Source organism: Mangrovimonas sp. CR14 (genome assembly GCF_011764015.1).
GTDB classification, from domain to species: Bacteria; Bacteroidota; Bacteroidia; order Flavobacteriales; family Flavobacteriaceae; genus Mangrovimonas; species Mangrovimonas futianensis.
This window is the reverse complement of record NZ_JAAFZY010000008.1, coordinates 84,788-97,147: the sequence shown is the minus strand read 5'-3', so window position 1 is coordinate 97,147 and position 12,360 is coordinate 84,788. Positions and strand designations below refer to the sequence as shown.

The 12,360-nt window shown below is 34.6% G+C and carries 13 protein-coding genes; 10 read left to right on the top strand and 3 right to left on the bottom strand.

Going from position 1 to position 12,360, the window contains the following annotated elements; all coding sequences use genetic code 11:
* Nucleotides 1-155: 155 nt before the first annotated feature.
* From GZ212_RS14865 to GZ212_RS14825, 9 genes are all read left to right on the top strand, one after another.
* Nucleotides 156-947 carry an alpha/beta hydrolase gene (locus GZ212_RS14865; protein ID WP_166961956.1) on the top strand — a complete coding sequence of 264 codons (792 nt, stop codon included), beginning with the start codon at nucleotides 156-158 and terminating at the stop codon, nucleotides 945-947.
* Between the two features lie 157 nt (nucleotides 948-1,104).
* The gene (locus GZ212_RS14860) at nucleotides 1,105-1,731 is read left to right on the top strand and encodes a hypothetical protein (protein WP_166961954.1); all 627 of its coding nucleotides are present in this window, start codon (nucleotides 1,105-1,107) and stop codon (nucleotides 1,729-1,731) included.
* A 155-nt stretch (nucleotides 1,732-1,886) separates the two neighbouring features.
* Nucleotides 1,887-2,453 carry a hypothetical protein gene (locus GZ212_RS14855; protein WP_166961950.1) on the top strand — a complete coding sequence of 189 codons (567 nt, stop codon included), beginning with the start codon at nucleotides 1,887-1,889 and terminating at the stop codon, nucleotides 2,451-2,453.
* 134 nt (nucleotides 2,454-2,587) lie between these two features.
* Nucleotides 2,588-3,121: a YcxB family protein gene (locus GZ212_RS14850; RefSeq protein WP_166961948.1), complete on the top strand. Its 534-nt coding sequence runs from the start codon at nucleotides 2,588-2,590 to the stop codon at nucleotides 3,119-3,121.
* Between the two features lie 139 nt (nucleotides 3,122-3,260).
* Nucleotides 3,261-3,884 (top strand): hypothetical protein, encoded by a 624-nt coding sequence (locus tag GZ212_RS14845; protein WP_240923827.1) that lies wholly within the window; start codon nucleotides 3,261-3,263, stop codon nucleotides 3,882-3,884.
* A 126-nt stretch (nucleotides 3,885-4,010) separates the two neighbouring features.
* On the top strand, nucleotides 4,011-4,448 hold the full coding sequence (locus GZ212_RS14840; RefSeq protein ID WP_166961945.1) for a hypothetical protein: 438 nt from the start codon (nucleotides 4,011-4,013) through the stop codon (nucleotides 4,446-4,448).
* Between the two features lie 120 nt (nucleotides 4,449-4,568).
* Nucleotides 4,569-5,465, top strand: coding sequence for a biopolymer transporter ExbD (locus GZ212_RS14835; protein WP_166961942.1), 897 nt, complete (start codon nucleotides 4,569-4,571; stop codon nucleotides 5,463-5,465).
* Between the two features lie 152 nt (nucleotides 5,466-5,617).
* Complete coding sequence (locus GZ212_RS14830; protein ID WP_166961939.1) at nucleotides 5,618-6,115, top strand: hypothetical protein; 498 nt, start codon at nucleotides 5,618-5,620, stop codon at nucleotides 6,113-6,115.
* Between the two features lie 506 nt (nucleotides 6,116-6,621).
* On the top strand, nucleotides 6,622-7,182 hold the full coding sequence (locus tag GZ212_RS14825; protein WP_053970078.1) for a YceI family protein: 561 nt from the start codon (nucleotides 6,622-6,624) through the stop codon (nucleotides 7,180-7,182).
* A 73-nt stretch (nucleotides 7,183-7,255) separates the two neighbouring features.
* Here GZ212_RS14825 and GZ212_RS14820 read toward each other — a convergent pair whose 3' ends face one another.
* The gene (locus GZ212_RS14820; RefSeq protein WP_166961936.1) at nucleotides 7,256-8,482 is read right to left on the bottom strand and encodes a multidrug effflux MFS transporter; all 1,227 of its coding nucleotides are present in this window, start codon (nucleotides 8,480-8,482) and stop codon (nucleotides 7,256-7,258) included.
* A 108-nt stretch (nucleotides 8,483-8,590) separates the two neighbouring features.
* Between GZ212_RS14820 and treF the strand changes: the two genes are divergently transcribed.
* A complete protein-coding gene (gene treF / locus GZ212_RS14815) occupies nucleotides 8,591-10,156 on the top strand; it encodes an alpha,alpha-trehalase TreF (protein ID WP_166961933.1) in 1,566 nt (521 codons plus the stop codon).
* Between the two features lie 54 nt (nucleotides 10,157-10,210).
* On the opposite strand, the gene GZ212_RS14810 is transcribed toward treF, so the two are convergent.
* On the bottom strand, nucleotides 10,211-10,774 hold the full coding sequence (locus GZ212_RS14810) for a DUF1579 domain-containing protein (RefSeq protein ID WP_166961930.1): 564 nt from the start codon (nucleotides 10,772-10,774) through the stop codon (nucleotides 10,211-10,213).
* Nucleotides 10,775-10,817: 43 nt separating this feature from the next.
* Nucleotides 10,818-12,359, bottom strand: coding sequence for an acyl-CoA carboxylase subunit beta (locus GZ212_RS14805; protein ID WP_166961927.1), 1,542 nt, complete (start codon nucleotides 12,357-12,359; stop codon nucleotides 10,818-10,820).
* Nucleotide 12,360 lies beyond the last annotated feature (1 nt).

The following is a 12,360-nucleotide window of genomic DNA, read 5'->3' as shown; positions in this document are numbered from 1 at the left end:
TCATGTATTTTAAAACGATAATAACAAACTCAAAACCAATACAAAAAATTAACGATATCCCGACAAAAAGAGGGGTGAAAGACTATTTTTATGGGGATATAACGAGTTGGCAAACATTGAAGAAAGGGATGAAGTAAATTCTTAATAGGAGCATTATGATACAACCAAAACCGACAGTCTTTTCATTTCTACTATCATTTTTATTAGTTGTCAACATGGTACAGGCACAAAATGACACTATCAAAAACACCTCAACACTGTGGCATCAGGTAGAGGCCTTTACTTCTACCAAAGTGGTACTGCCTGATGATTATGACTCTTCTGAAGCACATACACTTGTCATAGCACTTCATGGCTATGGAGGTACCGCAGATAGTTTTCTAAGTTTGAGCAAGCCCTTTACCGATGCAGGATTTATTTATGCAGCTCCTGAAGCACCCTATCCGTACGTTCGTAGTAATGGGAAACAGGGCTATGAGTGGTTTCTATATGATATATCATCCTATATTATGCTCGAAAGACCTGCCTCTGACATGGAAAAAGCTGCTATGCGTGTGACCACCGAAAAGCAGATGAAGCAGGTAATGAGAGATTTAAAAGAAAGCTATAACATAGGTAAAATCTTCTTTACGGGCTTTTCTCAAGGTGGAATCATCACCTATCTGACTGGAATCCATCATCACGATAAAATTGATGGCATGATTATTTTCAGTTCTGTTGTGGATGAAGATTGGTTAGGGAGTGACAATATTCAAGATGGTAAAGGTGTAAGAACGCTGATTATTCAGGGAGAAAAGGACGAACTAGTACCCATAAAGTTTGCCGAAGCTGGTCGCGACCTACTGATTGAAAACGGATATGATGTAACCTACAAAAAGTTTGACGGGAAGCACACAGTTCCCATGCATCTTATGGACTTTGTGGTTGATTGGATTAGTAAAGAATGAAACTATAAAAACGTTTGCCAACAAAGTATAAAAATAATAGCCGAAATAGCAATAAACTTAAGGAGTTTAACCTGATTCAACTTTCTTGTATCTTGACTGCAAAGTGCCACGCAATGGGCAACTATTCTTATACTCACCGTTACCAGTAATTTGAGTAATGAAAAGACCAATCACATACTTAGTTCTACTATTATTAATTTTCGTGCATTCTTGTAAACAGACCAATCAACCGAATTATGCTGAAAGTTCAAGAAATCTAGCAGAGGAAATTTTAGTTGATTATATGAAATTACCCAAAATGAATTCTAATCTATCAGTCAACGGACTTGGTTCGCCTGAATTTAAAAGCTTAATGGCTAAAATTGACTCTTTAAAAAAAACAAATTATGGAAAAGATAGAGCGGGAATTATTAAAATAGCAGAATTTAAAATATTGTATTTATTTAACGAAAAAGACAAAGCATTTAATAAAATAACAGAATTTAAAAATCCTAAAACTGATGTACTAAAAAATCTGTACACTGGAATTTATTTAGAGTTAGAAAACAATGAACAACAAGCACTTCAAAATTTCAAGAAAGTATTTTATGAATTGAAAAATCAACGCATTGACGAGTATAATTGTTTGTATTATAATATAAGTATCATTTTAGCGGAAATGAATGATTTTGATTTCAAAGATTGTCATATTGAGTTTTTACCAAAAAACTATTTCCAAGAATTAAGAAAAAAAGATAAAAAGGAATTTATCAAAGATCATTTTTTCAGCTCATTTGAGATATAAAAACTACAGCAAACAATAGTTAAAAGTAATTACTTGTTCTCGCCAACTTCTGCCACGAGCACGAAGTGCGAACTGGGGTAGCATAATCCTCAAAAGCTTAACTGAAACAAGGCAATCAAAAAAACGTTGTGCATAATTTGACCAAACAAAATTCTATGAATGAAATATTAAAAAAAGGAGCATGTATTATTTTCTTAATTTTAGTATCCTCCTGTGGAGCTAATAAAGATCTAAATAACACAAAAGTAAATACTCATTCCAATTCTAAATACAAAAAAAGTAGAGTAGCTTACTCTGGAACACTAAACCGAACTGAATATGATAAACTGATTAAAAGTCTGGAAGAAGAATTAAAAACCACAATTCCTGATAATAAATCTATTCTTATAAATTATAACCAAAAAGCGCCAAATTGTATAAATGTTAGATTCAACAAAAATGACAATAGAAAAGTGACCAAAAACAGAATTAGTATTTCATCAAGAATGAGTTCTGATTATAATGCAATTGACTTTTTTGTTTATACGAATGATTCTTACAATAAAGAAATTTATGAACAAATGGATGAATTTATATTGGATTCTGGTTTTTTCTATAAGAATGTTTTTACAGAGCATCAAAACTGTGCCGGATTTTTAATAATAAAACCTAATGGAGAATTCTATCAACAATACGGGGAGGATTATTTTTCAGAAGTGAAAGCATTCTTTGAAAAGGAATAAAAAATTAGCGGAACAACGGATAAGTAATTACTTGTTCTCGCTTACTTCTGATACGAGCACAAAGTGCGAACTGGCTTAGCAAAATCCTTGCGCGTAAAACAGCAATTTTTTATACACAAACCATTAATACCCTAATGACCTTAAAATACGAACTTACAAACTCAGATTTTTTAGAATATCAACTATATGCGTCTTCAAAGTCTGAATCACATAAAAAGAAACACAGGAATAATAGAATTTTAGGACCAATTCTTTTTTTACCATATGGATTATACTTAACCAATAGGGATGAAAATTACATTGGAATTATAGTTTTTGGAATTACAGCAATTCTGTGGTTTATATTCTATCCAAAATATTCCAAAAGGAGGTATAAAAATCATTTTAAAAAACACGTTGAGGAAAATTATAAAAATCGGATAAATAAGCCTGTGCAAATTGACATTAATGAAAATTCTATCAATGCCAAAGATTTTACATCTGATACCAAATTAAACGGAACTGAAATCAAAGAACTAATAGAAACAAAAGATCATTTCTTCATAAAATTAACTACTGATTTGTCTCTGATTGTCCCAAAACACTCAATTGAAAATCAAACGGAAATTAAAAAACGTGTGACCGAGTTAGGAGCAGAATATATTGACGAACTGAATTGGAAATGGTAATAAAAGTGCTATTGGCAACAATGTAAAACAACAATTCCGATTGCATTGCTTCGCTATTTCTTAATTGAAAAACATAATAAAATAAAACAATGACTTACGGTTAGAAGAGACCTTTGTATAGCGTTTAAAAAAAACATCTATGATGAAATTAAAACTTGTAATTTTAAGCATATTCTTAAGTAATACAATTTATTCACAATCTGCCAAAGACTCACTTTTGAAAAAGGATATTAACGTTTTAGTTGAGGAAATGGAATTTATGTATGGATACGACCAAACTATGCGTGAATACACAATTTTTAAAACCTTTGATAAGTCAGAAACAAACAGAATTGAGAATCTTCCAGACAGTTTAAAAATTGAGGAAATAAAAAAACGGAAATTTAAATCTGACAGTATTGGAAAGCTAATTTGGAGAAAATATATCAATCCAATGGACGCTGAACACACTGAAAGATTGATAGAAATCACCAAAAAATATGGTTTCCCAAGTGTTGAACGAATAAAAAAATATTATAATAAAGAATTTGTTGATCCGGAATTTAGCCCATTAATAATATTTATCCACTCACCTAAAAAGTACTGGGAAGAATTAAAGGAACTGATGTTGGGCGAATATAAGAATGGAACAATTAATCAATGTCAATATGGGTATGCACTTTGGCAGTTTACGGGACGAAAAAGTTTTCAACCGATGCTTGATAATGGTTATGAATTAGTTGTAGAAAATGGAACAAAAAAATTAAAATCAACCTGTAAATAAAAACGTTGTACAACTATCTTTAACAGCAATTCCCATTGGAGATCTTCGCTATTTCTAAATTGAAAAACAAAATAATCCTATAACTTACGGTTAGAAGAGACCGTTAGGAAATCTAAAAAACGGAAAATGAAGTTATCAGAAGAAAATAAAATGTCTCTTTTAGTTTCAATCCATCAGATGATTGAAGAAAATGCAAACTATATTGCTAATGACATTGAGAGTAATAAAATCAATCGCCTTATAAACTATCCGCCTAATGGAGGCTTGACAGAATCAGAAAAAGAAGAAGTCTCAAAATTAAGCGGTAATCCGGTTCTAAAAAGCGCATTGAGGAAAATATTAGCAAGTAATACTTCAGATGTGTTTTTCGGATTCCTAAATATTTTAGATGGGACATCTGACCCAACTGTTGAGTACGGAGAGTGGGGAGAAGTTATGTTGGTTGACTTTGACGAAGAAAACGAAATGGATTCTATGCTTCATGACGATTTTTTTGGAACTTATTGGGACTGGAAAGAGAAAAGAAAAAATACCAGTTGGAAGTTAGACCTATTAGATGAATAAAAAAACACCTGATAACAACCAATAACAACAATTCCGAATGGATTGCTAATGCTAATGTTAAACCAAAATCATTAATTAAAAACCCGTAACTTACGTTTAGAAGTGACCTTTAGGCAACATATGAAAAAATTGACATTCACATTTTTAATATTTGGAATTTTTACAATTTTCTGTTATTCACAGACATTGAGAGTTGAAGACAAATTGATGAATTGTCTTTATCAAAGTTATGAGGATAATGGAGCGAAATTCAAAAAAACACTAACAGAATTTGAACAATTACTCATTAATGAAAAAATATTAAAAGATAGTAGTGGCAAAAGCTATGTTGCAATCTTTGAAAAGATAATAGAAGAAAACGATTTTAACTATAATCCATCAAAATCCTTTTTTGATATGATAATGGCCATCGGAATTCCTCAATCTGAATCCTTTGTCAAATGCCAATCAGAATTGAAAGAAAGTGAATTTATTAAAAGTAATGAATTACAGAAAGTATTAGATTCCCTTAAAGAGTCCGATAATTTTTCACCTTCAACAGTAGCAAACGGAATTTTAACTGTATTGAATTCCAGGGACTTTGAACTTGATTATTATAAAATGAGTGTATTTTTCTTATTTGACATGATTTCTTATGTTAACGATGATGGATTAAGCAGGAAGCTTCCAGAAATTCAAGAAGACGATACTGAATACGATTTAAGTAAAGCGATTAACATATACATTGATGGCAATAATCAAATTTTTGTAAATAAAAGTAAAGTAGATATTGACCAACTGAAAAATGCCCTAAAAGAGTATGAAGAAAAATATAAATCACAATCCATAATAAGTGTAAAAACAGAAAGAAGAACTAGGTATCAAACTTACATTGATGTTCAAAATGCAATCGTTGAGGAAATAAGGAAATTAAGAATCCAACTTGCAAAAGAACTATATAGCAAAGAATTGGATAGCTTGACTAAGGAAGAAATGACCGAAATTAGAAAAGTCTATCCTCAAAATTTTATTGAATAAAATACATTAACTAATAATAATTACAAGTAATAGCTTGTTTTCACTTACATCTGATACGAGCACGAAGTACGAACTGGCGAAGAAAATTCCTCGCGGATTTTTCCAAAACGGAACCTATCTATTACCGTTGTATATAATTAAAAAAAGAAAACATGATTAGTATTAATGTTGCGCAGAACCAAAAGTTACCTCCTTTAAATATTCGTGAAAACTTTGTTGAAGGTTTAAAGATATGGTTAGTTATTAAACCTCTTCAATTCTTATTCAAAAATGAGATGGAAAAACATATGGTAGAGTTACAAAGTTGTAAAGTAGGTACAGTCGGTTATGATATTTATGGGATGCTTAAGAAGTACCATTTGAAAGTAATACCAAAGTTTGAAAACCATGATTTAAAACATTTAATACTGGGATACGGAATGTCTCCACTTGAGGAAATTAGAATGCAAATGTATTTACTTGGAAATGGAAATTATAGCATTTATTGCCTACTCTTTGCTCTTTCAGGAATACTCTTTCCAAAACAGTGGCGCAGCTTTTATTTGGCATTCAAAAAAGGGAAAAATAGAGTTTCCATTCTCAACTTAACAATTTCAGATTGTATTCACATGCAAACTGAAAAATTAAAAACTACCTATAACAAAGACTAATTATAATATGATTTGGCGTTTAATTTGACATACCCGATAGCGCGGATTTGCAATCTGTGCTTAATTAAAACACACCCCAAGCAATATCATCTACTTCACTACTTACAAAGCTAAATTTCTTTGGTCATTTTAGAACAGGTCATCGTCGGGTCATCTTCGGGTCATCTTCGGGTGAGTTCGGGTGGGTTCGGGTCAACCCTTTGTTTAGAATAGCAATTCGCAATGGATCAAGTAGCGTGTATTTTGATAACCTGCTGTCAGTTCGAGTGCCTTTTGCGATTGAAATAAGCAAAAGGAGTATCGAGAACAAGAAATAGACTCAGTAACCTAGTTGTTTAAATAATAGCTTCAAAAATAAGTGCTTAGGCCAATATATTCCAAACAAGTTTGATCAAAAACACATCACAGGTTAAACTAGTTTAACTTCATTTCATAATCTACTTCATTTTTAAATAGGGGCATCTGCGGGATCTTTGTACCATCAATAACAAACAAAAAAGATAACCATGAAATTAATAGCAACAGCAGTTTTAGTTTTAGCAGTAATTACAAATCCTATTAAAAAAGAAAAAAAGATGATTAAAGCAGAAGAAAGTAAAGTAGTATGGAAAGGTTATAAAGTAGCCGGAGCTCATGAAGGTACCATTGCGGTAAAATCTGGTAACTTAGAATTCAATGGAGAAGAATTAGTTGGAGGTAGTTTCGTAATGGATATGACTTCTATCGGATCAACTGATTTATCTGGAGAATACAAAGACCAATTAGATGGTCACTTAAAGAGTGATGATTTCTTTGGTGTAGAAAAGTACCCAACCTCTTCTTTAACTTTCACTGAAGTGACTTCAACAGGTAAAAACTCTTACGAAGTAACTGGTGACTTAACAATAAAAGGAACCACACATCCCATTACTTTTGACTTATCTGTTTACGGAAGCAAAGCAAGTGCTAGCGTCAAAGTAGATAGAAGTAAGTATGATGTAAGATATGGTTCTTCTAGTTTCTTCGGAAACTTAAAAGACAAAGTAATCTATGATGAGTTTGACATCGTTGCAGATTTACAATTCTAATCTTTTAAATCCCTAAGTTTAATTATTAGTTAGTTTCAAGTCGGTTGATTCCTTATAAAGTCAACCGACTTTTTTATGCTTCAGGTTCAGGATGCTTTATATGCCTTACCATGTACATTAACACCAGGGAAAGTACTCCTGAAATGGAAAACCCAATAAAAAGCGGCAGCACACTATCATTCACAAAACTCCCAATGTAGTTAGCAATGGGCACCGCCATAATAGTTGAAATAAAACCATTGATAGCCGCTCCAATACCTGCAATATGTCCGATAGGTTCCATCGCCATAGAACGTAGGTTTCCAAATATAAAACCGATAGCAAAGAACTGCAGTCCAAAAAACGGAACCAGCACAGCTAGGGGAGGATTCACTCCAGAGTGAAAGATTAGAACAAACAAGAGCGATATGACGCTAAACCCTATGGTAGAAACGGTAGCTAGCCGTTTCATCCCAAACTTCAGCACCAAGGCACTATTGAAAAAGGTTGAAAACCCAATGGAAATAGCCAAACTGGCAAATATATAAGGGAACAATTCAGCCGTGTGATATTGTTCTTCAAAAATTTGTTGGGAGGTACTTAGATACACCATAAAGGATCCCGTAATCAATCCAGAAACAAAGGTGTAGGCTACGGCATCTTTGTATCTAAAAAATTCGCGTGTCCCGTTCCAAAATAGTTTGGGTGACAGTTTAATGCGTTTTTCCCTAGCTAAGGTTTCTGGTTGCTTTTTCCAAAACCAGAAAATGACCAAACAACCATAAATTAAATTGAGGTTGAATATGGAATGCCAATCAAAAAAGGTTATCATTAATTGCCCTATGGTTGGCGCTACTACCGGAACAAGAATAAATATCATGGTCACAAAAGACATCACTTGAGCCATAAAATCACCCCGGTAAGTGTCTCTAATCATAGCGATACTGATCGTACGTGGAGCAGACAATCCCACCCCTTGAAATATTCTTCCCACGACCATCCACTCAAAACTATTGGTGGTGACGCATAAAATACTCGCGAAAACAAAAATGGTGAACCCGGTGTAAATGATGGGTTTCCTTCCAAAGCTATCAGATAGTGGCCCAAAAATAAGTTGACCAAAGCCCAGACCCAAAAAAATCATGGTAATAAGCTTTTGGTTTTGGGTAGGGTCGTGGACGTTTAAATCTGAAGCAATATCTGGCAACGCCGGTAATAAGGCATCGATACTTAAGGCTACAATGGCCATTAAGGAAGCCATTAAGCCAATAAATTCGATGTTAATATTCTTTTCTGAGAGTTTCTGGGTAAGCTTTTGCATGCCACAAAAGTAAAGCAACCAATTCAGAGAAAACGTTGTAGTTAAAGTACGATCAGTAAATTTCACAGTTGTTTAACAAAAAACCGTAATTTCAAAGAAATTAAGATCATGAAATACCTTATCTGGATTCCCATTTTTCTTTTCCTAAGCTGCAAAGAGGAACCAAAAAGCTCCAAAAAGGCAACTAGTCCTTCCACCGAATTGGTTTTTCCAGAACAACAATTGGGGGATTTGTTTGTAGAAATACAATTAGCCGAAATATTTCCCGACAGTAAAACCTTTGTTGACGCCACAGCACTTGATTCTTATGATGCTATTCTTAAGGCGTACCAAGAGGGAAGGACCAGTGGCAATTTAGATTTAGAATCCTTTGTAGCTAGATATTTTGAGGTTCCAAAAGTTAAAGACCTTCATTTTAAAACAGACACTACAAATTCAGCCTCAGAGCATATTGAAAGATTATGGCCTGTTTTGACAAAAGTGAAAGATTCAGTTGGTTTAAGAAACAGTCTGATTCCTTTACCCAATGCTTACATTGTTCCGGGAGGAAGATTTAGGGAAGTGTATTATTGGGATTCCTATTTTACCATGCTGGGATTAGTAGAAAGTGGCCATTGGGATTTAATTGAAGATATATTGGATAATTTTAGCTATTTAATTAACCGGTTTGGGTTTATACCTAATGGCAACCGAACATACTATCTATCTAGGTCACAACCACCTTTTTTTGCTTGCATGGTAGAATTACTGGCTCAAAAAAACGGGGCATCAGTTTATAAGAAATATAGAGGAGCCCTTAAAAAGGAATATGAATTTTGGATGGCACATGATTCTACACAAAAAGTATATCAGCATGTCGTCAAGACAGAATATGGGTTGATGAATCGTTATTATGATATTTATAACAAACCCAGACAAGAATCATTCAGGGAAGATTATTCATTACAAAAGGACTTCCCCAATCGAGACCTTTACAGACAGTTGCGAGCGGGAGCAGAATCAGGATGGGACTATAGTTCTAGATGGTTTCAAGACAATCAAGAGCTGCAAACTATAGAAATATTAGAAATTTTACCAGTTGATTTGAATGCTTTGATGTTTAAGATGGAAACCATTTTATGCACAGCATATGAAAGTGAAGATGCTCAATTCATCAATCAATTAAAAACGAACCAAGCCAATAGACTAAGGTACTTGAACGAGGTTTCATGGAATGACTCTCTAGGAGTGTTTGAAGATGTTTATTGGAAAACTCAGGAAAAGACAGGACGCTTATCGCTAGCCATGGTGTATCCTTTGTTTTCTAAAATGGCAAATCAAAATCAAGCAGATAGGGTAGCACGTTTTATAGAGGCTCATTTTTTAAAGGAGGGAGGTTTGGTTACCACATTAAAACATACAGGCCAGCAGTGGGATGCACCAAATGGTTGGGCGCCATTACAATGGATTACGGTTATTGGTTTAGAAAATTATGGGCATCAAGAGTTGGCCAACGAGATTATGAGTCGGTGGGTAAATTTAAACGAAAAGGTCTTTAAAACTTCGGGGAAGTTTGTTGAAAAGTACCATGTTGAAAATCTAGATATTGAAGCAGGAGGGGGAGAGTATCCGTTGCAAGACGGTTTTGGATGGAGTAATGGCGTCTATTTGGCATTTAAAGGGAAGCTTAAATAAAAAAGCTCCTAAATTCTTCAGAAAATAGGAGCTTCTAAATTTTAGAATGGGATTTTATTTCTCCCTTGTATAATTTATTTCCATGGTTTTTATCTGAGCGCCTCCCATATCCATATACATCTCAAACTTATAGGAGTTTTTAGAAACAAACGTCATGACTTCTTTCACCTTTAAATCTTTCCCTGTAGTAGGATCCACCATGGTTCCTTCCAAAACAAGTACACGATATGGCTCCACAAAAATACCTTCCATCACCATAATGCCACTTCCGAAGTTGTCAATCCAAGTAGAAACAAACATTTTCTTAGAATTGTCAAAACCTGTGATGCTTCGACCCTCAAAAGCCATATTCATCATGTTTCCTCGATGGGATGATTCTTGATACAAACCATTCATAAGCATTCGGTTTTCTGTAGTTGCTTTAGACTCTACTGGGGGTTTTGAAGGATCCATCCATTGTTTCACAGTAGCAGTCCATTGACCATTCATACTTGCCAACCATTTATGCTCTTCTCCTGGAGTCATATAACTTTCCCAAGCTTTCATTTCCTCAGGCGATTGAGAAAAACTTGAAAAAGAAATAAATAGGGCAATCATTAAAAATAAAGGGTTTCTCATGTTAGTTTTCTTTAATTGTTGTTGTCCCTAAAGATACAGATTTTTACAATGGAATGTTACCATGTTTTCTAGTTGGCCTTTCAATTTTCTTGTCCTCCAGCATAGCAAATGCTTTAATTAATTTGCGACGGGTATCTTTTGGTAAGATAACTTCATCAATAAATCCACGTTCGGTGGCGCTATAAGGGTTTGCAAATTTCTCAGCATATTCTGCTTCCTTTTCTTTCAATTTGGCATCATGGTCTTCAGCTTCCTTGATTTCCTTCTTAAAAATAATTTCAGCAGCACCTTTGGCACCCATTACGGCAATTTCGGCACTTGGCCAGGCAAAATTCATATCAGCACCAATATGTTTGGAGTTCATCACGTCATAGGCACCTCCGTAAGCTTTTCTAGTAATTACGGTTACTCTTGGAACCGTCGCTTCACTAAAGGCATAGAGTAATTTAGCTCCATGAACAATGATACCGTTCCACTCTTGATCGGTACCGGGTAAAAATCCAGGTACGTCTTCCAGAACTAGTAATGGAATATTAAAACTATCGCAGAATCGCACAAACCTTGCGGCTTTTTTCGAACTGTTGACATCCAAAACACCAGCTAAAAACATAGGCTGGTTGGCAACGATTCCGATGCTTTTACCACCTAATCTTGCAAATCCTACAATAATGTTTTCTGCATGATCTTTATGGATTTCATAAAACGAATTCGAATCTATGATCCCCGAAATAACATCGTGCATGTCATAGGGTTTGTTGGCGTTGTTAGGAACAATATCAGATAATTGCTCTCGTATTTCATCGGTAAGAACGTACTCCAGTTTTGGTGGCGTTTCTTGATTATTTTGAGGTAAATAACTCAATAATTTCCGTACATCTTCCAAGCACTCCACATCATTAGACGAGGTTTTATGGGCAACACCTGATTTAGTGGCATGTGTAGAAGCACCTCCCAATTCTTCAGAGGTTACCGTTTCATTGGTCACGGTTTTAACCACATTGGGCCCCGTCACAAACATATAGCTTGTATTTTCTACCATTAAGGTAAAATCGGTCATTGCTGGAGAATAAACGGCACCTCCCGCACATGGGCCCATAATGGCAGATATTTGAGGAATAACCCCAGAGGACTGAACATTTCTATAAAAAATATCGGCATAACCACCTAAAGAACGAACTCCTTCCTGAATACGCGCACCACCGGAATCATTGAGTCCGATGACGGGAGCACCAACTTTTAAAGCCAAGTCCATTATTTTACAAATCTTTTCTGCGTGGGTTTCTGATAAGGAACCACCAAATACTGTAAAATCTTGGGCAAACACATAAACCAATCGGCCATCAATGGTACCATAACCGGTAACAACACCATCTCCATAAAACTGTTGTTTGTCCATGCCAAAATCTTTGGTTCTGTGCGTTACCAAGGCGCCAATTTCTTCAAAGGAGCCTTCATCCAACAGATACTCAACACGCTCACGAGCGGTTAGTTTTTTGTTTTCATGCTGTTTGTCAATTCGTTTTTGTCCGCCACCAGCATAGGCTAAACTTAATTTATCTTGTAAATCTTTGATTTTATCTTCCATA

Bases quoted from the DNA above. Each gene is read 5' to 3' on its own strand.
- GZ212_RS14820 (WP_166961936.1), bottom strand. From the start codon at position 8,482: ATGCAAAAGCTTACCCAGAAACTCTCAGAAAAGAATATTAACATCGAA.
- GZ212_RS14845 (WP_240923827.1), top strand. From the start codon at position 3,261: ATGATGAAATTAAAACTTGTAATTTTAAGCATATTCTTAAGTAATACA.
- GZ212_RS14835 (WP_166961942.1), top strand. From the start codon at position 4,569: ATGAAAAAATTGACATTCACATTTTTAATATTTGGAATTTTTACAATT.
- treF (WP_166961933.1), top strand. From the start codon at position 8,591: ATGAAATACCTTATCTGGATTCCCATTTTTCTTTTCCTAAGCTGCAAA.
- GZ212_RS14830 (WP_166961939.1), top strand. From the start codon at position 5,618: ATGATTAGTATTAATGTTGCGCAGAACCAAAAGTTACCTCCTTTAAAT.
- GZ212_RS14850 (WP_166961948.1), top strand. From the start codon at position 2,588: ATGACCTTAAAATACGAACTTACAAACTCAGATTTTTTAGAATATCAA.
- GZ212_RS14855 (WP_166961950.1), top strand. From the start codon at position 1,887: ATGAATGAAATATTAAAAAAAGGAGCATGTATTATTTTCTTAATTTTA.
- GZ212_RS14805 (WP_166961927.1), bottom strand. From the start codon at position 12,359: ATGGAAGATAAAATCAAAGATTTACAAGATAAATTAAGTTTAGCCTAT.
- GZ212_RS14825 (WP_053970078.1), top strand. From the start codon at position 6,622: ATGAAATTAATAGCAACAGCAGTTTTAGTTTTAGCAGTAATTACAAAT.
- GZ212_RS14840 (WP_166961945.1), top strand. From the start codon at position 4,011: ATGAAGTTATCAGAAGAAAATAAAATGTCTCTTTTAGTTTCAATCCAT.
- GZ212_RS14865 (WP_166961956.1), top strand. From the start codon at position 156: ATGATACAACCAAAACCGACAGTCTTTTCATTTCTACTATCATTTTTA.
- GZ212_RS14860 (WP_166961954.1), top strand. From the start codon at position 1,105: ATGAAAAGACCAATCACATACTTAGTTCTACTATTATTAATTTTCGTG.
- GZ212_RS14810 (WP_166961930.1), bottom strand. From the start codon at position 10,774: ATGAGAAACCCTTTATTTTTAATGATTGCCCTATTTATTTCTTTTTCA.